This window comes from Bacillus chungangensis (genome assembly GCF_030812995.1).
Lineage (GTDB): Bacteria > Bacillota > Bacilli > Bacillales > Bacillaceae_C > Bacillus_CF > Bacillus_CF chungangensis.
In genome coordinates, this window is sequence record NZ_JAUSTT010000001.1 from 43,488 (window position 1) to 64,616 (window position 21,129).

The window sequence follows — 21,129 nt, forward strand, 5'->3', positions numbered from 1 at the left end:
TTACGATACATGAACGATCTAAGGTAAAACAATTTTCTTTTTTTCCTTTGATTCTTTATAAAGGATAATGATATTTCCAATAATCTGTACAATGTCTGCATTTGTAGCATCCGCAAGTGCTTCCGCAACTGTATGCTTATCTTCATCGCAATTTTGTAAAACACTTACTTTTAATAACTCTCTTGCTTCTAATGCTTCACTTATTTGTTTGATCATATTGTCATTAACACCAGCTTTTCCAACTTGAAAAATTGGGTCTAGATGGTGTGCTGACGCTCGTAAAAATCGCTTCTGTTTACCTGTTAACATCATAGCCTCCTAATTGTTTTATTACTATTTTTCTCATTCTTTCTGTATCAGGCGTCAAGCCAGTCCACTTTTCAAATGCTAAAGCACCTTGATAAACAAACATACCTAACCCGTTTTGAATAAGTGCTCCTTTTTCCTGCGCCTGTTGTAAAAATGTCGTTTTAAAAGGATTATAAATAATATCAGATACAAACGTACCTGGTTTCATTTTATTTAAAGAAAGCGGAGTATCTTTCACTTTTGGACTCATTCCTATAGAAGTAGTTTGAATAATTAATGTATATTGATCTAAAGAAGATTCTGCCTCAAGCAAAGATAAAGCATTGGTTTCAGCTGGAAATGGACAACCTGCTGCTAAGTGTTCCCCTCGTTCCAACGTTCGATTACAAATATCAATACTTAGAACTCCCTCTGAAGCCAACGTATAATAAATTGCTTTTGCCGCCCCGCCAGCTCCCACTAACAATACTTTTTCTTTTTGCAAATCTGATTTCCAATCTTGTTTCAAAGCAGACATGAATCCATGTCCATCTGTGTTGAACCCAATCCACTTTCCATCCTTTAATATAACTGTATTAACAGCGCCAATCGCCTCAGCAAGCGGGGCTATTTCATCCAACAACGGTATAATAGTGCTTTTATGAGGAATAGTTACATTAAAACCAGCAATCCCAATCGCTTTCATTCCTTTAATTGCAGCTTCTAAATCCTCTGGTTTGATATTAAATGCATGATAATAGCCAGGAAGCTCTAAAGCAGTAAAAGCATCGTTATGCATCACTGGTGACATAGAATGTGCAATAGGATGACCGATTACACCATATAATTTTTTCATCTCTCTCACCCTTATATGCTTTTCAGCTTTTTATCTATCTCTTCTCCATTAAATGAGCGATGAGCGCAAAAACACACTGACTCCTTTCGGTGCATATGCAGCTACAATTGCTCCTGGTTCGTTGATTGTAATCCAACCAAGCCCAGAGAAAACAATATCTGTTTTCTCCTTTTTAAGAGAAAATTCATGACGGACAAAAGCTGGAAAATGTTCAAGCTCCTCTTTTCGCGGCGGCTGCAGCAGCTCACCCGCTTGTTTTTCATAGAGGGAATCTGCATTTTCTAATTTTGTGCGATGAATCTTTAGTTCATTTGACACATAGCAGACGAAAGATCTTCTCCCACCCTTTAAATAATCAAGACGAGCTAAACCACCAAAAAATAAAGTTTGCTGTTCATTTAATTGAAAAACAATCGGCTTCATTTCCTTTTTAGGGGTAATAACTTTTAGATCCTGTTTTTGAATATAATGTGCTATTTGATGATCATTCATTAATCCAGGAGTATCTACTATTCTTTTGCCGTCGCTTAACGGAATTTCAATCATATCAAGGGTAGTGCCAGGAAAATGTGAAGTAGTAATTACATTTTTTTCTCCAGTTAAGTCTTTGATAATTCTATTGATGAAGGTTGATTTCCCAACATTTGTACAGCCAACAACAAAAATATCTTCTCCATTGCGGTAGTATTCCATTGCTTTTAGTGCATCCTCCATATAGCGGCCTTTTGCTGCACTAACAAGCATGACATCGACAGGCCTTAATCCGAGCTCCCTTGCCTGCTTTTTCATCCAAAGGATCAACTTGTTTCTTTTCGTTGATTTTGGCAGTACATCCTCTTTATTCCCAATCAGTAAAACCGGGTTGCTGCCAACAAAGCGTTGGAGGCCAGAAATCCAACTTCCATTAAAATCAAAAATATCTACAACCAATACGATCAGGCCTTTTCTTTGACCAAGTTCATGCAACATTTTTAATAAGTCATTATTATCAAAAGAAACATCTTGAATTTCATTGTAGTGCTTCAATCGAAAACATCTTTGACAGATGAGCTGTTCTTTTTCCAGTGCTGATAGTGGAGCGTACCCGATTGTATCTGGATTTTCTGACTGAATTTTTACCCCGCAGCCAATACAGTGTAATGATTGATCTTTCACCTTTCATCCTCCCATTGAATAAGTCCTTTTCGATTAAAAAAAGCCATTAACCTTCGTTCAATCATACGATTAAAACGAGTTGCAAAACCATCTGATTGAGCAACTGGAATGACAAGAATCGTATAAAATCCTCCTCTATTGCCTCCAAATATATCTGTTAACAATTGATCGCCAATAATAACCGTTTCTTCTTTTTTTAATTCCATCTGCTTGACTGCATCATGAAATGCTCTTGTTAGCGGCTTGCGAGCCCGTGAAATAAATGGAATGCCCAACGGTTCTGAAAAATTTTTTACTCTTGTGTCATTATTATTGGACACAATTGTGATCTTAATATCGTTTTTTTCCATATTTGCAAACCACTCAATTAATTTTGGAGTAGCATTGGGCCTGTCCCACTCAACCAAGGTGTTATCCAAATCAGTAATAATCCCCTTTACACCTTTTTCCCGCAATGCTTCAGGATGAATCTGAAAAATATTTTTAACATATTGATTTGGCAAAAATTTCTTCAACAATTGCTTAACACCTCATTATTTTATTGCGAATCATGTAAATTGATTCCGATCTTTAAATCAATTTGATGTTTACTTCATTCACTTTATCAAAAAATAACGATCATTGGCTAGTTTTATCAGTTTTTTTATTTTAAATGCCGCAACAAAAGGCAAGTGAGCCTCTCTTTACTTTGCATTAATAAGACCACTGCTGCAAAGTAAAACCCCCTTGCCTTCATACAGTTTTTTTAAAAAGACTTCTTAGTTATGACACGATTTTACAAACAATTGACATAAAAAAACTTATCTATCAAAAACAATTAAATTTCTTTGAATAATGAGAATACTTTTCGACATATTTCTTATCTACTTTCTGTGGATAAAACTTATACACATATCAACTTCTATAAATACTGCTTTTTTCGACGTTATAAACAAATTAACCACAGGTTATCCACTACTGCCTGTGGATAAGAGAACGCTTGTTCCAAATGTTTTTTTTTGCTAAAGTATAGAGACAAGCTGACAACTTCTTATTATATGAAATAAAAATAACATGTAGTATTTTTTTTCGGAGGTGTATAGCTGATGCGCAAGTTATCTGACGAGCTGTTGATCGAATCCTATTATAAAGCAAAAAAACTAAAACTAAGCATTGAATTTATTGGGCTCATCGAAACAGAAATTCAACGTCGATCATTATCACAAAAAATTAAAATTTCTTGCTAACATTATCCCTTTTTGCGAAGGGTTTTTATTTTGGTAAAATCGCAAGGATGAGAAAGGATAAAATATCATTTCTTTATGCTTGATATCTTTAAAAAAAGCTTTCATTATTCTGTTGCAACGTTCGAATGGCATGACTTTGATGCTGATCTAGAGCCTTATTGAATCATTTTTTAGGAGAGAGAAGGAAGAAAGAGCTCACTCCCACTTCCATCCTCCGTTTAAAAGATCATCTAATCACTTTCAGCTTGATTCTGCTGTTTTTTTTCTTTTTCCGCTCTATAAAATTCATGAAACATTTTCATTAAAGCTCGCTTTTCAATTCTTGATACATAGCTTCTCGAAATCCCCAGCTCTTTTGCAATTTCTCTCTGCGTTTTTTCTTTTTTCAAATCAAGTCCGAAGCGTCCTATAATCACTTCTTTTTCACGTCCATCAAGGATATCAATATACTCCTTTACCTTTTCTAGTTCCATATTTAACTGAATGACATCAAATACATCCTCAGCTTCCGACTTCAAAATATCGATAAGTGAAATTTCATTGCCTTCTTTATCCTGTCCAATGGGATCATGAAGTGATATATCTTTTTTTGTTTTCTTTAGAGCACGGAGATGCATAAGAATCTCGATTCTAATGTCATTAGTTGTGCTTTAGAATGTAAAGATTCCAACTGTTGATCTGTACACGAATTTCCCTGACAACATGACGTATAAAGTCTACGGTCTTGATAGTGGAGTCGACGATTATCTGTCAAAGCCTTTCCACGCCGATAAGCTCTTGGCTCGTTTACGTGCATTAGGACGAAGGAAAACCGAACTGAATCATGATTGTATACTTGAGTTTGGCGATATTGAGTTGAACCCTCATACTCTTCTGCTCGTTTGTGGAAACATGGAAAGTAAGCTCACCTAAAAGAAGCTCAACTATTGGAGCTGCTTATTCAGAGAAACAATATAACTGTTTCAAAAGAAATGATTATCGAAAAGTTATGGGGTTGAATTGAAAACTCCACTTTCAATTATAAATGCAAATTATGACGCACTTTTAGTAAATCAAGAAGAGACAATTCAAAGCCAAAAAAAATGGCTTAACTATATTAAAATTGGAACAGATCGAATGAAGAAACTTATAAATGACCTTTTAATTTCGGCAAAGATAGAAGAGGTCAATTTAGAAATATGTAAAATGCCATTTAATCTTAGCAATACGATTAATGAACAAATATTGTCGATAGAAGCCGCAGCAATTGAAAAAGGGATTACCCTTATCAAATCAATAGAACCAGACATTATTGTTAATAGCGATTCAGAAAGCATTAAACAAGTTGTCACCATTTTATTTGATAACGCAATAAAATATAAAAATGAAAACGGGCAAATTGACATATCACTAACAAAATCAAAACACCAAATAATATATTCTATAAAAAATACGGGAAAAGGAATAGCAAAAAAAGACTTACCGAAGATTTTTGATAGATTTTATCGAACCGATCCCTCCAGAACTCAGGATAGCGGTGGTTTTGGTTTAGGACTATCCATTGCGAAAACAATGATAGATAGGTTAGGCGGCAGGATATATGTCACAAGTATAGAAAATGAAAGCACGACTTTTACTATTACACTTGAATTGTAATGTAGCAAGCAAAACGTTGGTTAAACCAGGTACATTTAAAATTTGCATATTTGGATATATCATCAGTGTTCAGTCCTTCCTTTAATAAGGATAACAGATACACGTCTTCTTAATAGGCGTTGCTAAAAATTAAAGTTTAATGTTGCTTTGAAATAAATTTTAATCAAAAATACTCCACAAACCCGTATTTTATGGCAAATAAGAGGAATCCATTATGAAAAAAATTGTTCAAAATGGATTCCTCTCTAACATATTTTTAGTTTCGATTTTATAAAAAAGTTTGATTAACCAGTGGATTTCTATGCTTGTTTTTCAAGGGCTGCATCGATAAAATATTGCTCAAACTAAAAACACGATATTGCTTCCGTAAAAAACAATACACTTTAATTGATTGTTTTACTTCGATCACCCTAATTTTCCGTTGACTTATTTCATTGCTGTTAGAAAGGTAAATGATCTCAAGTTTTTCTTTCGATTCAAGTGCTCTCATCAACAATCCATTCATAGAAAACCTCCACATTAAGAATGTTTGTTCTCATTATATACGAACATTGGTTCTTTTAGAGGGGTTAAATAATGGGAATTAGAAATGATTAGGGAAAAACGACTAAATTTGTTCATTGTCTTTTATCTTTCATGTTTTCTTTAACCATAATTCGACTACAAATGTCTTTTTACTTGCGTATCTTAACAAAAAAACAGCACCAGATTAGGTGCTTTCAATCGTTCATCTTCACCAAAAATAAAGTGAAACTTCCATCAGTGGGGGTTTTCTTTCATCCCCCACTGATGGTTAGTTGAACCAATCGGACATTTGACTTTCAGTTATCCCGCACCTAGACTTCTTCGATTCCTCTTACTCTTGAGGTGGGGGTATTACTGCCAGTTAGATGTGGGATAAATATGCTAAAAAAAGGAATGTCATAAATCCCATTGCATATACATAATAGCAGGAGGTGAAAAATATGAACAAAATTTATTTCGGATTTTTTACATTTTTGTTCTTCATCGTCACTTTTCTTGCTTTAACGATAGCCTTAGTAAAATAATAGTATTTCCTTGACACTTGGTGTTGCAGCACCAAGTGTTTTTCTTACATTGTTATCATATACAATAAGACTGATAAAGATGATTATTTTTTGCTCTTTCATAAAATTAATGAGGTTATAAAACCTTTTATCGTAGAAAAAACAATGTGCATTGGCGTTCTTAATTCAATTTAAACCACCATTCTCATCACTATTTATAATCATCATAAGACTCCTTTCATCAACTAAAATGTGACTCCAAATATTCCATCGTTTCATTAATATAATATCACTAGCGTTGCATAAATAAATCCTCCGTTCGCAAACTTTATCACCTATTAAAATCATCCTCTTCCATCAATCTCCTAAAATTTGCTCACTATTTCACTTACATAAATTACTTAATTTCCGTTAGTTTCACTATATTTTTTTATCACCGAAAAAAAATTATGATTAGGTTGTAAAAAAATAGCCGGCTAAAAAAGCTTTTCACCCTTTTATGTGAAAAGCTTCACAAAAAACTGTTTATGTGAAATAGTGAGCAAACTAATTTTTGGAGGAACATTCTATGAAACTGCTTGAGGTAATCCAAACAACATTAACTGACATGGAAATTATTAGTTCAATTACATCAACGCTCTTTATCATTTTATTAGGTTTCTTTTGCCGAAAAAAAGGGATATTTAATGATACAGTTGGAAAAATGCTATCCAAAGTTGTCTTAACTGTTGCACTTCCTGCATTAGCATTCAACTCGTTCATGAAAGATATTAACCGTGAATCGCTCGTTGAAGGGATGAATATATTAATTTGGGGAATTGTTATTTATATCATTTTAATTTTTATTTCTAAACCAATGTACCTTAAATATAAAGGGAATAAACAAGATACTTTACGGGTTCTAACAATTTTTGGTTCTACTACTTTTTTTGGTATTCCGATTGTCGGAGCAATATATGGAGCTGAAGGGGTGTTATATGCATCTATCTTCAATATTGGTTATCGCATTTTCCTATATTCATATGGCTATATCAAAATGAGTGGCTTGAAAATGGAAGCCAAAAACATTAAAGAAATGTTTTTAAATCCCATTGTCGTTGCGACATTTTTAGGATTATTCATTTGGGTTTTCCAAGCTTACTTACCACAAGTGACTGTTACAGCTGCAGATGGCGTGAAATCACAGGTTGCCTTTTTAAGACTTGACCAGACGGCAGTTTGGCTATTTAAACCAATGAATTATTTAGCAGGACTAGCCTCTCCACTTGCTTGGCTTTCTATCGGGGCTACACTTGGTGCAGTTGAGTTTAAAAAGGCTGTGTCTGACCGTACATCTTGGTTTTATAGCTTAAATAAAGTTATCGTTGTACCAACTATTAATATTGTACTATTAGCGATTCTTTCAATGACTGGCATTCTTTCAATGAGTGCAATTTGTGTAGGAACTGTTGTTATTATGATGGCTACACCAGCAGCTACTGTTGCAGCTGCCTATGCAATTAGTTTTGATAAAGAAGCAGTTCTTGCTTCAAATGGATCACTACTATCAACAATCACTGCTGTCATCATGATTCCAATTTGGATCGTTATTATTAATCTCATTAATCATATAAATATTTTTTAATATATTAATTATACTAATAAGGGGACATCAATCATGACACTTAAAGTTGTTTGTTACGGAGTACGAAAAAATGAAGTTGATTTCTTTCATCAACTAAATAAATATAACTTTGACTTATCTTTAATTGAAGATTTACTCAATCATGAAAATGTCGATACTGCAAAAGGTATGGATGCTGTTGTTTTGAGAGGAAATTGCCTAGCAGACAGACAAAATATCGAAAAAATGAAAGAGTATGGCGTTAAATATTTGTTTACGAGAACAGTAGGTTATAATCATATTGACTTACAAGCTGCCGCTGATTGTGATATGCATGTAGCAAGAGTTCCTTCCTACTCGCCAAATGCGATTGCTGAATTATCATTAACATTAGCAATGTCTCTATTAAGGCATACTACTTACACTACTCATAAAACAGCGAATAAGGATTTCACTGTCGATGGTGTAATGTTTAGTAAAGAAATTAGAAATTGTAAAGTCGGAATCATCGGTACTGGTAAAATTGGTTTAACAGAAGCGAAGCTGTTCAAAGGTCTAGGTGCTGAAGTTCTTGGATATGATTTATATCCAAACGGTAATGCAAAAAAATATGTAACCTATGTAGAATTAGATGAATTGCTTAAAGAAAGTGATATTGTAAGCTTACATGTTCCTTATTTTCCTGGAAAAAATGACAAAATGGTCAATGCAGAATTTATCGAAAAAATGAAGGATGGTGCGATTTTAATTAACACTGCACGCGGTGAATTACAGGATAATGAAGCGATTCTTCAAGCATTGCAATCACATAAGCTAGAAGGCTTCGGAACAGATGTATTTGCAAATGAAGCAAGTATTTTCTTCCAAAAATTTGATGAAACGAAATTATTAGATCCAACAGTACAAGCATTAGTTGATTTATACCCACGCGTTCTTATCACACCACATGTTGGTTCAAATACAGACGAGGCATTGTCTAATATGATTGAAACAAGCTTTGAGAACTTACATGATATGATTACATTAGGTTCCACTCCAAATGCGATCGCATTACCGAAAAAACGTGAGCTTGTCATGTAAAATTGATAAAGTGAAACTTCCATCAGTGGGGGTATTACTGCCAGTTAGATGTGGGATAAACATAAAGGATCTATTACATACTCTGTGTAATAGATCCTTTTTATTATAAATACGGCTTAATAATATGCTCATTTTCGAAAACAATATGGTAAACAGTGATCGGGCGCCCGACTGTTAAATATTTTAATTCTTCTCGTAAATAACCTAATTTATTTAAATACAGTAAATATTTTTTGGTTGAAATTCGTGATAAATCAACGAGATTAGCGATCTCTTCAGTTGAGAAACAATTCGTTTGTCTCATTACCGCACGCAAAATTTTTTTCAATGTTAATCTCGATAATCCTTTCGGTAATGTTGAAGCTAATTCATCCTCATGATGTGTTAATTGTAAAGAACACGCATCCGTTATTAATATTTGATCCAATGTTTCTTGATCCGTTTTTTTGAGTTTTGTCGTCAATGAATAATACTGGCTAAATTTCTCCATCGCTACATGAAACCTTTCATAAGTAAAAGGTTTTATTAAGAAATCAATAACGCCATATTCAAGTGCTTTTTTAATAGTCGGTATGTCATTTGCTGCTGTAATTAAAATAATTGGGATAGAAAGCTGCTTTTGGCGAACTGTTTGTAAAAAATTAATTCCTGTTTCTCCGGGTAAAAAAACATCAAGTAAAATTAAATCTGGGATTTTTTCATTTAGTACATCCCATAGTTCTGAAATGCTCTTAACAGTTGCAGCTATTTTAAATCCCCCGTAACGTTCCACAAATTGTTGATTGATCATAGCTACCATCGGATCGTCTTCTACGATGATTACTTCATTCATTACTATTCCCCCGTTTATATGGTAGTTCAATTCGGAAAATACTTCCTTTTCCTATTTTAGATCGGACGTCTACAATCCCATCATACCGATTCGCAATTGACTTCACAGCATCTAAGCCATAACCTCTTTTTTCACCTTTCGTTGAAAAGCCCCGAGAAAATATTTTTGTTATTAATTGCTCCTCCATTCCTTCGCCTGTATCATGAACTTCAATTAAGATAACTTCTTCATCACTGTCATAGTACAAAAAAAGCTTTACTTGTTTTTTATCAGATAATTTGACTGCTTCTTTTGCATTATCTAATAACACGCCAATTGAAATAAGTAGATCATGAAGCAGCTCCCCCATTTTCATATCTGGGAAATTAGAGTCGGAATCAATCTTAAGTAATACTCCCTGCTCCTTAAATTCACTCGATTTCCCTAATAAGAAGCCTGCAATAGCAGGAGATTTTATTTTCTCGGTTACAAACCCGATCTCATGGCGATAATCTGTATCCAATACACGGATAAAGTGAATGACATCTTCGTATTTTTCTAGTTCTATTAGACCAAGAATCGTATGAAGCTGATTCATAAATTTATGATTTTGTGCACGTAAAGAATCGACATATTGCTCTGTCCCGCTAAGCTCGCGAATTAGTTGCTGCATGTCTGACTGATCCCTTATTGTTGCTACTGCTCCATACGTTTTTTCTTTAACGTAAATAAGCTTTACACTAACAATTAGCTCAAGCTGATTAAAAACAATAACTTGATTATATATAGGTTGTTTCGTTTGAAAAGCTTCTTTAAATAATATGGAAAAAATATCTTCTGATAAATATCCAGCTTGCATGTATTCTTCTGTAAATTTTGCTTTTTCCATAACATTTGTAAAATTATTGTTATAGAGCAGGATTTTCCGATCAGGCGCAATAGCAATAATTCCTTCACTAACTGATTCTTTAATAAATTCCCTTTCCTTCAACGTTGCGGCAATTTCCTTCGGTTCAAGGCCTAATAAAATTTTCTTTAATTGTCGAGCTAAATAAAGAGCTCCTAATAATCCGAAAAAAAGGCCAACGCTTAGTCCAATATAAATATTTTTCTGGGCATCCCATAGCTCCTTATTTATCGTTTCCTGGACATAGCCTACACAAACAATACCTATTTGCTCTCCTTCTTCATCCCAAATAGGTGTAAAAAAACGTGTACCTTCTCCTAATATACCTTCTTCTCGTGAATAGTGTTCTTCACCATTTAATGATTTCTTAGCATCTTCTATATTTGAAAAAGGCTTACCGATCACCGTCTTATCTGGATGCGACAGGCGAATCAGCTGATTATTAAGTACGACAATAAAATTCACATTCGTCGTTTCCATAACATCCATTGTATAATCTTGAACGACTGAACGAATAGATCCTCTGCTTACTTCTTCAATAATCCGAGGATCTTTAGCGACTATTCGTCCAATATTTTTCAGCTTCTCTTTTACTATTTCATTTTCTCGCTCAACGACGTAATTATGTAAAAGCGCTGCCGAGGCGATTAATGATACAAACACAGACAATAATACAAGCAAAGTCGTCATTTTTCTTAAAGATAGTTTCGACAGCCATTTATTTTCAATCATTGTCAAAATTCCCTTACTGTTTTATTATCAGATTGGTGGAAATGAAATAAACCTTAGTTTTACTTTATTTTATCAAAGGTTGAAAGCATATTTGTATTGGAAAATTGTCAAAAAAAGAACACGTTTGTCGTGGCTTTTAACTGGAATTGTTTCATATACACGTCTTGATGTTGGTGATCCTGTTAGCTTTACTTTGCAGAAGATGTGGGATAAAAATAAAACAGATATAAATTAATCATAATATCCATATTTAAAGCCGAAAGTCTGAAGAATATTAGCTCTCTCCCAATAAACTATTCTAATAACCCAAGAAGAATATACTCTTTGTGAGTTATTGAACCTGTTACTTTAAGGTTCTGTTCCCTTTGAAATTGTTTCACTGCTAACTCTGTATGTATGTCATAAATTCCGTGACATTTTTCTTTATAATATCCTGCTGCTTTTAATCTGCATTGAATAATTTGCACTAAATTCCCTCGTGAATTTCTAGATAAAGTTTTGAATTCATGTTTTCCTATCCCAGTAATAGGCCCATCAATATAAACTTCTGTACCAACTGGAGTTTTATCAAATAGCGATTCAACATCTTTATTGTGCATACGAATACATCCACTGCTAACTCTTTCTCCAATTAGCCAAGCTTTATTTGTCCCATGTATGCCATATTTCCCCCATGGGACATCTAACCCAAGCCAATGTGAGCCAAATCCACCTCCCCATCCCTTTGATTTATTTATGATGTTAAATTTACCAATGGGGGTAGGGGACTTGTCTTTTCCAGGAGAAATAGGATACTCCTCAATTACTTTATTGTTTTGCATTAGATATAAAGTGTTCGTCCATAAATTAATATAAATTTTGTATTCGTTGGTTTTCGCACAAACAATATTTGTTGCGAAACAAAAAAAAGCAAGGAACAAAATTAAATTTGTATAATACCATTTTTTCATACACGACTCACCCTTGTTATGTTTTAAAATTCGAATTATAAATCCCTTAGTGATATAGGTTTTACTTGGTTTAGTATGTGAAGTTTAGGAGAGAATAGTCATGGATTTAAAATGATAAAAAACAAAGACTTAGCTTCTCATTGTATTCGAATGAAATAATTTTTGAAAAGGGAAGAGGATGATTAGTTATTTGTGAGTCGTAGAAAAAAACACTCTCTTGTTTCATTATTATATGTTTTGATATTGATAAACTTTTTAAAAGTAAAATTTTAAATTTTTGGGCATCATTTAGATTAACAGTCACAAATTTAATGAGAGAGGGTTTGGCTATTTATGTACCATAGGATAAATAAGGTTATTGTTATCGCTTTATTGATTTATTTTTCTATTTTAGTTTATCCTACAACTTCTTTTGCAGTGGCAGAAAAACGGGCTTTTGAAATTTTTGAGGAGGGTATTTTTGATTTAATTACCTTTAGTTTAGAACCATTAAATAAATTAGACACATTAAATGAAAAAATCGATGATGAAGGCTTATACTATATTGCCCTAGCAGCAAAAGAAAGGTTTAACGGGACTCTTTTGTTTTTAACTAATCTAAAGGTGCCTTCTAATGTACCAAAAGATATTAGGAAATCGTTAGAAGATGTAAAAGAATACTTATCTATAGGTTTTTATAATTTGGAGGAAAGTATGGACTATTTGGCGCAATACATTTTGAACCAAACCCCCATTTTATATGACAGGTATCTTGAAAAACGAGATAGGGGTTTTTCTTACATTGATGGCGGATTAATTACGTTAGCTACAGCAAGACTAAAGTTTTATCCTCCAGAATGGATAGAGACTCCAAAAAAATCTATTCCTAATGCATGGAAAGTTGGAAAAGAATATTTCTATAAGTTGGAAGATACTATTAGAATAAAAGTAAATAAATGATCTGTGAAAAGTCAGCATTTCCTCTACAACAATCAAAAATATTTTTTTTTCCAGACTAGCTGTCCAAACAAAAACAATTTAAAACCATAATATATTTTAGCCAATTAACTTTGGCCAAAGTTTTTTACCTCCTTTTAAAAGCAGGGTGCTACCCCTGTTTTTTCTACGGTTGAGCAAATTGAGTAGGAGAGCGTGATTAACTCCCTTCTCAGGGTAGAAAGGTCGCCCAGTTGGCAACTCCCCCCTCACGGAACCGGTGTGTGCCGCACGGGCTATTCAGAATACGTATATCCCAATTTCGAAAATGGAATGGAGAGTTTAGGATACTCTAGAGGAAATATCGATTTAATCTTATTACCAGCACCTATAAGAAACCTCTAGATTGAATTATAAAAATTATCTATAACTCTTAGTCACCCTTTTATAATATGAATTAGCGATTTCTGACTTTATTATTTTGAAAAAATATAGCATATCAATCGCAAACAAGGTGAGAGATACACCTATTGAAATGGTCATGTTTATGACTTCATTTAATTTAATTATTATTCCAATTATGTAGAAGGATGCTACCCTTGACAAGGGTTTACTTTGATAATAAATTGAAACCTGGTATATCGATTCTAATGTCATAAGTTGTGCTTTAGAATGTAAAGATGTCCAACTGAAGATCTGTTACACGAATTTCCCTGACAACATGACGTATAAGCTGTTGTTTATCTTCGAATGATAATTCGTCCTCTCCCTTATCTAAATAAAATGTAGCCGCTTCCTTGATTAGCTGTTGACTATGAATCTTGTTTTCTTTATTCGCAAGGATTTCTTTCAGCTGTGTTAATTGTGATCGAAGATACGTTTCTTTTTCTTTTAATTCTTTAAATGAATCACGTATATCTTCTTCTGATAAATCGATCCCCTCGGCAAATAAAGACAAGAGCCGCTTTCTACCATTAAAAATAGTCGTTAACTCATTTTCGATTCTTACAACCTCTGTTTCTTCAAAACTATTCTCAGAATTTGATTCAATACCCACAGCCAAAATCTCATCGGAATTATGAAGCCAATCGCGAACTTTTTTCCAAACTTTTTCGTCCAATTTATTAGCATTTAATTTAAGTCCACACCCCTGATGCTTTGCTCCAGCATAATTCTTTCTATCCGTATATTCAAAAACAGCTTTTCCCCAATTTTTACTTCTTCTCCCAGTTAAAGTATTACCGCATTTTCCGCAGCGTAATAATCCACTTAACAAATATGAATGTTTACTGTTTTTTGTCCATCTTCTTCTTGATTCTTTTAGCAGTTTCTGGGCTTGGCTAAAGATTTCCTCATTGATAATCACTGGACACTCAATTTCAATCCATTCATCTCTTGGCCGTTCTGTCATGGGGACGCGTTCTTCTTTTGGCTTATGTTTATTACCTAACATCCCCTCTGTATTCCAACGGTTATGATAAAAATGTCCAGTATATACTTCATTCATTAACATTTGCCTGACTACTTGTCGATGCCATACGCCAACACCACGTTTTGTAGGAATTTTACGGTCAGTAAGATAATGCGCAATGCCATTTATCCCCTTTACTAAGTGATTTGGCTTTGTAAATAAATCAAAAACAATTTTAACGACCTCTGCCTCTTTTTCATTAATAATGAGTCGAGCATTTTCTTTGTCATAAGAATATCCATAAATGTTAGGATCTTTCACTACTTTGCCTTCACGTGCTTTTCGTCTTCTTCCTCCACTCATTCGTTCGTTTATCTTTGCTTTTTCAAATTCTGCAATGGCTCCACGCATTTGATAAAAGAGCATTCCTTCTGGTGTCTTTTGATATTCGCCATTTACAAAGATAAGTACTGCTCTCTTTTCAATTTCATCCGATAAAATAAGCTGATTCATTAATTTTCGAGAAAGTCGATCAGGATCAAGACAGATAACTTTTTTAATTAATCCTTCTTGAACATCTTGTCGAAGCATCGATAAAGCAGGACGATCAAGAAACTCTCCTGAAATCCCTTCATCCACATACTCGATCACATCATTCGTTTTCGCTTTTTCGCGACACTTCGCAATCTGATCCTTTAAACTGAATCCCTTCTTGGCCTGTTCTTCCGTACTCACCCTTGCATAAAGTCCGATCATGCACCTTATCCCTCCTATACTTGTCTCTAAGGAAGAAATAGCAAGACTTCCTTGCCTTTTGATGCGAATTACCTTCAATCATGTTTATTTTCATAGATGCATCACCCCTTGTGAGAGCATATGCATCTAATGCTTGTCTACTTGAATAAAACATGATGACTAACACTAGTACATTTTATTTCCCTTGTTCTTTATATAGGTGATTAGGTGTAAAGAGAAAGTAGAGTCCTATTCCAATACGAAAATCAATAAAAAAAATCTCAACCGTTCATCTTCCTTGCTTCTTTTTTCTGAATGATAATTGAAATGATTAGTAAACAAAGGGGAATGATAAAAACAAATATATATCCTAAAATTGCGCTAATTTCGTTAAATATTTCAATCTTCTGTTTATCTTGAGGGATTAGTGCGACGATAAAAAAGAAAACAACTGTATACTTAACTGCCTTACGATATTTGTCTCGGCGTTTGTATAGATGCGAAATTCCTTTAGCAGTCATAAACATGTAACTTATAGTCGAAGTAGCCGACATTACGCTCCAAATCGAAATAAAATAGATGTCTGGTCGTTCAATAAGGGGAAACGATAAAGACTTTACCATATAAAGCACTGGTTGAGGCAACAGCTGAAGTTCATTTGCACTAAACACAACCAAGCTCGTAAACACTAAAAACACATAAAAAAGCGAAGAAAAAGCTGTAGCAATGGAAACTGCTTTTAATTTTTCAATGCTTTTCCCTTGTGTAAATGGATAACAAATCACCAGCAATTCATAACCGAGCAATGATAGCATCGCTTCGTTTGATCCCTTAAAAATGTTCCACCAGCCCTCTTTACCGATCGGTAATATGTGAAGAAAATTTACATGAACACTATATGCAAAAGAAGCAATCACGATCATCAAGACGATAAGGACAGACACGAGCACAAAAAAACGTGCTATCGTACGTAAATTTTCTTGAACTAAATACCAACAGACAATACACATCAACCCGATAATAGCCCATTTAGGTGTTCTTACTAATATCCAATCCTGTATCACTTCACCGTACCGAGTTAAAGAATTGCTGCCTTGAATGATAAAAAAACAAATATAAGCAACATGAATGAATACACCCAATTGTTTTCCTAATATTTTTGGCAAAAACCCATAAAGGCTATCATAAGGAAATCTTCTACTTAAAAGCCATAAAATGATAACAAATAATTGCACAAACAAGCCGGCGATCAGAACCGAAATCCATGCATCTCCGTTTGCAACGGCATGTACTTCAGATGGAAGAAAAAAAACTCCTATCCCTATTTGTGCTTGTATAACAATAAACATCAACTGTCCTGGTGTAATACTATTTTTTTCTTCTGTCATCTTCACCCCACTCCCTCGAATAAAACTCTTGCTGAACGTTTGGAACTACATTTAAATAATTTTTAAGAGGATAGGCGGACAATCACTTCTTTCCAATCTTAAATCTTAATGGCACCATTGGTGTAAGATGTGCATCTTCATATGTAAAATATCCCCTAAAATGAAGTGAATTATTCCCATTTATTATTTAAAAATAAAGGTAGCATCAATCAAAAATGATATAAACTGTTTAAATTAATGTTTTCATAGACAATCACAATATGCCAAAGAGTGTGAGGGGGCTTTATACATAGGTACAAATTGTAAATATTTTTGTTAATGAATCATTTTTTAAAATATTTTCATTGTGTAGACTTACAATTGCAGAGTGTAATAGAAGAAGCTTTATTATTTATAAGCAATTTCTAACTATCTTCAATATCTTATGCACTTCCTCTATGCTTGTTTTGCAAGGGCTGCATCGATAAAACATTGCTTATTATAAAAATACGATATTGCTTACGCAAAAAACAATACGCTTTAAAAGATTGTTTATTTACTTCTATCACCCTAATTTGCCGCTGACTTATTTCGTTGCTGTTGGATAGGTAAATCATTTCCAGTTTTTCTTTCGATTCAAGCGCTCGCATCAACAGACCATTCATTTTAGTACCTCCATATAAGAATATTTGTTCTTATTATATGCGAACATTCGTTCTTTAGGAAGGGTAAAAATAATGGAAACAAAAATGATGAAGGAAAAAGAAATATATTTGTTCATTTACAATGAATTTTAACGCCCTCTTTAACCACAATTCGACTAAAAGAGTCTTTTTACATAAATGTCTATTCAAAAAAAATAGCACCAGACTGGGTGCTTTCAATCGTTCATCTTCACCAAAAATAAATATGCTAAAAAAAGGAATGTCATAAATCCCATTGCATATACATAATAGCAGGAGGTGAAAAATATGAACAAAATTTATTTCGGATTTTTTACATTTTTGTTTTTCATCGTCACTTTTCTTGCTTTAACGATTGCCTTAGTAAAATAATGGTATTAACGTGACACTTGGTGTTGCAGCCACCAAGTGTTTTTTCTTACATTGTTATCATATACAATAAGGTTGATAAAGATGATTATTTTTTGCTCTTTCATAAAATTAAAAAGGTGATAAAACCAAAACAAAGTGTATAAGTGCTCTATTATCCTCTTCGCAAATTGATGATGAAGGCATTTAACTATACGATAACAATAAAGTTAGGCTTATTTAATTCCTCTTGCATTAACGCCCAATATTTTTTATGAAAATGTTGCGCATCTACAAAAAGAATCCATTTGAAAAAAGATCAAAATGGATTCTTTTCTAAGAAATATGAAAAGTTGGTTTTTTAATCGTTAACGTAAAGACGGACAGCTATAAGCGCTTGAATGAAAAAATATATACCGTCCAGCCAAAGAATATGGCAACGATAAAAAGCAACAACATGTTGCTATATAAAAAGGACGATTTGATAAACGGCAAAAACGGAAAATCAAAAACACGAGTTGTTAAAAGACCGCCAACAATGGCAATGCCTATACCTTCTGATAAAAAACTTGTGAAATTCAATAAGCCCATACCTGATCCGGCTTCATCCTGATTTAAGCTGTTTGCTACACTATTAGATATGACCGTTTTAATAAAGGATAATCCGCCAAACACAAGAATCAATACAATCGTCATTAACCAAGGTGTGTATTCTAACAGAGATGCTGCTACTATTAGACCAGAGACAATGAATGCAACACCGAACGACATGACAAATGAATTGCCCCGTTTATCAACTAAAAGCCCACCGACAAAACCAAAAACAATCACGCTCATTGTTCCGGGAAAAAGAATGGCGCTGCCAATCATACCAGTAGTTAATTGATGTACTTCTCTCATCATATAGGGAACCATTGAAATAAACCCTGCGATAGTTCCTAACAATAGTCCACCGGTAAAGATGCCAATCATAAATGGACGGTTCTTCCCTAATGATGGATCGACAAAAGGTTCCGATACTTGATGAATATGTCTTAAAAACAAAATAAAAAACACGAAGCTAAGGATGAGATAGCTCCAGTTATACTTTGTCGTATAACACATAAAAGAAACAATGCCAACAGATAATAATAGCAGGCCAAATACATCAAAACTTCCTTTTTTTGTTTCCTCAGTTGGCAAAACCTTCAAAAAGAATGGAACTGCTAAGATTGTCGCCATTGGAATTAAAAAGAGGTAAGACCAATGAACATAGTGTGATATAATGCCGCCCACAGCTGGACCAATTCCCTCTCCCATTGCTACCAAAGAGCCAATGAAACCAAATGCTTTGCCACGAGCACCATCTGGAACATAGCGAGCTGCGATTACCATAACAAGAGCAGGAACAGCTGCAGCACCGGCTCCTTGAACAAAACGTGCGAATATAAGTGCTGGAAAATAGACGTGAGCCAAAAAACCAATAAATGAACCAGCACTATACGAGAGAATCCCAAAAATGAGTAATTTCTTCAGACCATATATATCAGATAGTTTTCCGTAAATAGCTGCACCAATTGCAAACGATAACATAAAACTCATATTGACCCAGTTCGTCGCTGCTGGTGAAATATGAAAATATTTTGCAATATCGGGTAAAGCCACATTAAAAACCATCTCATTCAGAACGCTGAAAAAAGCTAAGAAACCAAGCCAAATAAAAATATGGTGTTGATAATGGAACAATCGCTGTGAATGGTGTTTATTCAATTGATTAAATCCCCCAATAATTAAGGGATAACGCAGTTTATAGGGTCAGTGATACGCTCCCTTCTCTTGAATGTACCCAAAATGTAAGATTGCACTTCATCATAAAACGCCTCCTAAAAATAATGTGATCATCATACCATAAAATTAGTTTCTTATAAAGAAAAAAGCGTACTATTGTGAAATATATTAAAATTCATTTATAAGATAACATTTTGAAATAAAGTTTGATCAAAAACATCTCTCAAACCCACATTTTACGTTAAATTAAAAGAATCCGTTTTAAAAAAATTGATCAAAACGGATTCATTCTTTGTGAGATATTATACAATTTTTATAAAAAAGTTTGATCATTTTATATCTAAATAATCGCTAAAATAAAAGCGTATTGGTGGTCAAAATGGATGATCTTTCATATGTCGAAGAAGAGTTTGATGTATTCAATGTTAATTCCCCAGTAAACCAAGCCAAACTTGTTTGCATATTTACTAAATTTCGTTCAAGAATTCGGAAAGTCTACCCGTCTTATGGCGAAGTATTCTCGCTGTTTTGGGTTGACTCATCGATAAGGGAGCAGACTGGAGGTCCGCTTTCCGCACGCCGTTTGCGTCTGATGCTGTAAAATCGCATTGCGGCAGGTACACCCTTAATTTCAAGAATACCGTCATATATCAGCTCTCTCAGTCGGTATTCAAAATAAGAATCCCCGATATATTGCTCACAATAACCAATCGCCTCTCCAATTAGACGGGCTGATTTCAGGAAGCCGTTATCGTCAGTGGGTGGCTTCAGCTTGTCCAACATTTCCAGTAGGTATTGATCATAATAATCTACAGGTACCTCAAGCACTTTGCTATCTCGCCAAATACGCAGCATTCCGGCTTGCTCCATGATTTCCTGCCATTCCCATTCCAGCCGCGTGATATCAGGAGCGCATAGCTTGCCTTTGCCGTCCAGATGGATGAGTGCTTCCCGTATCTTGTCCGCCGGGATCTCTCCTGAGTGCCTATAATTGATAAAGGCATCCGGGCGGTTGTAAAGCTCCTCACAGACTGCACAAGCATCGCATACCGAAATAGAATTACGTTTGTTGCGCATCAGGTGAATCGCGTGTCGCATCCCTGTCTGCTCGCATGCGTTGCAACTCGTCCAGATAATCACTTCTGCCTGTTCCGGAATTTGCTCCAGCTTATCCAGAAGCTCATTGTATTCTTCTTCGAATTCAGTGTAAGCTTCGAATGCTTCCGTGATATTGTCGCGGAACCAGTTGCTCCGCGCCTTCCTTCCTTCCGGTGAGTCCAGACCGTCGAGCGGACCAATGGCGTAATTCTCCCGCAACGTTATCAGCTTGTGCGTTTCCGCCCAGCCGAGTCCTTTTAGTGCCTGTTTCATACTGCCCGCAAAGGAATCGCCCACAACGATATGGACATGGGTGCAGGCCGGCACAGGGTACCAGACCGCCCTTTTTTCCTGGAGTCCCATCAATTCGTCATACAGCTCAATCAGTTCGGTAACCGTCGTTTCAAGCGTTCCTTCCTGCTCCTTCATCAACTTGATTTTCACCAAAATAAACCTCAGATAGGGCTTCAATTCTCCCTCTCCCAAGCTATCGATTGCCTTTTTAATTGCTAGAATATCTCTCAGTTCCATTCC

Annotated in this window: 19 protein-coding genes and 1 pseudogene; 6 read left to right on the forward strand and 14 right to left on the reverse strand. The window is 34.6% G+C overall.

From position 1 onward, the window contains the following. Positions 1–18: 18 nt before the first annotated feature. From yhbY to J2S08_RS00240, 4 genes are read right to left on the reverse strand one after another with little or no spacing between them, the layout of a single operon-like run. Positions 19–309 carry a ribosome assembly RNA-binding protein YhbY gene (gene yhbY / locus J2S08_RS00225; RefSeq protein ID WP_307225514.1) on the reverse strand — a complete coding sequence of 97 codons (291 nt, stop codon included), beginning with the start codon at positions 307–309 and terminating at the stop codon, positions 19–21. Then, a complete protein-coding gene (gene aroE / locus J2S08_RS00230) occupies positions 296–1,144 on the reverse strand; it encodes a shikimate dehydrogenase (RefSeq protein ID WP_307225516.1) in 849 nt (282 codons plus the stop codon). The genes yhbY and aroE overlap by 14 nt, the downstream gene beginning before the upstream one ends. Before the next feature lie 48 nt (positions 1,145–1,192). Then, the gene (gene yqeH / locus J2S08_RS00235; RefSeq protein WP_307225517.1) at positions 1,193–2,299 is read right to left on the reverse strand and encodes a ribosome biogenesis GTPase YqeH; all 1,107 of its coding nucleotides are present in this window, start codon (positions 2,297–2,299) and stop codon (positions 1,193–1,195) included. After that, positions 2,296–2,817: a YqeG family HAD IIIA-type phosphatase gene (locus tag J2S08_RS00240; RefSeq protein ID WP_307225518.1), complete on the reverse strand. Its 522-nt coding sequence runs from the start codon at positions 2,815–2,817 to the stop codon at positions 2,296–2,298. Before J2S08_RS00240 ends, yqeH begins: the two co-directional genes overlap by 4 nt. 567 nt (positions 2,818–3,384) lie before the next feature. Here J2S08_RS00240 and J2S08_RS00245 point away from each other — a divergent pair. Beyond that, entirely contained in the window at positions 3,385–3,525 is a 141-nt protein-coding gene (locus J2S08_RS00245) for a sporulation histidine kinase inhibitor Sda (RefSeq protein WP_307225519.1), read from the forward strand. A gap of 230 nt (positions 3,526–3,755) precedes the next feature. On the opposite strand, the pseudogene J2S08_RS00250 reads toward J2S08_RS00245, so the two are convergent. Next, positions 3,756–4,160 (reverse strand): annotated as a pseudogene (locus tag J2S08_RS00250) (sigma factor-like helix-turn-helix DNA-binding protein); the annotation flags it as partial. Positions 4,161–4,451: 291 nt separating this feature from the next. Here J2S08_RS00250 and J2S08_RS00255 point away from each other — a divergent pair. Continuing rightward, positions 4,452–4,523, forward strand: coding sequence for a helix-turn-helix domain-containing protein (locus J2S08_RS00255; protein ID WP_307226130.1), 72 nt, complete (start codon positions 4,452–4,454; stop codon positions 4,521–4,523). 1 nt (position 4,524) lies between these two features. Further along, the gene (locus tag J2S08_RS00260) at positions 4,525–5,160 is read left to right on the forward strand and encodes a sensor histidine kinase (RefSeq protein ID WP_307225520.1); all 636 of its coding nucleotides are present in this window, start codon (positions 4,525–4,527) and stop codon (positions 5,158–5,160) included. A 268-nt stretch (positions 5,161–5,428) separates the two neighbouring features. Here the strand turns inward: J2S08_RS00260 and J2S08_RS00265 are convergent, their stop codons facing one another. Then, positions 5,429–5,665, reverse strand: coding sequence for a WYL domain-containing protein (locus J2S08_RS00265; protein ID WP_307225522.1), 237 nt, complete (start codon positions 5,663–5,665; stop codon positions 5,429–5,431). A gap of 1,091 nt (positions 5,666–6,756) precedes the next feature. On the opposite strand from J2S08_RS00265, the gene J2S08_RS00270 reads away from it, so the two are divergent. Further along, entirely contained in the window at positions 6,757–7,812 is a 1,056-nt protein-coding gene (locus J2S08_RS00270) for an AEC family transporter (protein ID WP_307225524.1), read from the forward strand. 33 nt (positions 7,813–7,845) lie between these two features. Further along, positions 7,846–8,871 (forward strand): 2-hydroxyacid dehydrogenase, encoded by a 1,026-nt coding sequence (locus tag J2S08_RS00275; protein WP_307225525.1) that lies wholly within the window; start codon positions 7,846–7,848, stop codon positions 8,869–8,871. 103 nt (positions 8,872–8,974) lie between these two features. Here J2S08_RS00275 and J2S08_RS00280 read toward each other — a convergent pair whose 3' ends face one another. From J2S08_RS00280 to J2S08_RS00290, 3 genes are all read right to left on the reverse strand, one after another. Then, positions 8,975–9,703 (reverse strand): response regulator, encoded by a 729-nt coding sequence (locus J2S08_RS00280; protein ID WP_307225527.1) that lies wholly within the window; start codon positions 9,701–9,703, stop codon positions 8,975–8,977. Next, complete coding sequence (locus J2S08_RS00285) at positions 9,696–11,321, reverse strand: ATP-binding protein (protein ID WP_307225529.1); 1,626 nt, start codon at positions 11,319–11,321, stop codon at positions 9,696–9,698. Before J2S08_RS00285 ends, J2S08_RS00280 begins: the two co-directional genes overlap by 8 nt. Positions 11,322–11,614: 293 nt before the next feature. Further along, a complete protein-coding gene (locus J2S08_RS00290; RefSeq protein WP_307225530.1) occupies positions 11,615–12,271 on the reverse strand; it encodes a L,D-transpeptidase family protein in 657 nt (218 codons plus the stop codon). 333 nt (positions 12,272–12,604) lie between these two features. Between J2S08_RS00290 and J2S08_RS00295 the strand changes: the two genes are divergently transcribed. Beyond that, positions 12,605–13,210: a hypothetical protein gene (locus J2S08_RS00295; RefSeq protein ID WP_307225532.1), complete on the forward strand. Its 606-nt coding sequence runs from the start codon at positions 12,605–12,607 to the stop codon at positions 13,208–13,210. Between the two features lie 643 nt (positions 13,211–13,853). Here the strand turns inward: J2S08_RS00295 and J2S08_RS00300 are convergent. The 5 genes from J2S08_RS00300 to J2S08_RS00320 form a co-directional block, all read right to left on the reverse strand. Further along, a complete protein-coding gene (locus J2S08_RS00300) occupies positions 13,854–15,353 on the reverse strand; it encodes a recombinase family protein (RefSeq protein ID WP_307225534.1) in 1,500 nt (499 codons plus the stop codon). Positions 15,354–15,613: 260 nt separating this feature from the next. Further along, entirely contained in the window at positions 15,614–16,720 is a 1,107-nt protein-coding gene (locus J2S08_RS00305) for a GerAB/ArcD/ProY family transporter (RefSeq protein WP_307225536.1), read from the reverse strand. Positions 16,721–17,142: 422 nt separating this feature from the next. Beyond that, complete coding sequence (locus J2S08_RS00310) at positions 17,143–17,364, reverse strand: hypothetical protein (protein ID WP_307225538.1); 222 nt, start codon at positions 17,362–17,364, stop codon at positions 17,143–17,145. A 753-nt stretch (positions 17,365–18,117) separates the two neighbouring features. Next, the gene (locus J2S08_RS00315; RefSeq protein ID WP_370875608.1) at positions 18,118–19,479 is read right to left on the reverse strand and encodes an MFS transporter; all 1,362 of its coding nucleotides are present in this window, start codon (positions 19,477–19,479) and stop codon (positions 18,118–18,120) included. Between the two features lie 522 nt (positions 19,480–20,001). After that, positions 20,002–21,126, reverse strand: a complete 1,125-nt coding sequence (locus J2S08_RS00320; RefSeq protein ID WP_307225540.1) for a DUF1835 domain-containing protein — start codon at positions 21,124–21,126, stop codon at positions 20,002–20,004. Between the last annotated feature and the right edge of the window lie 3 nt (positions 21,127–21,129).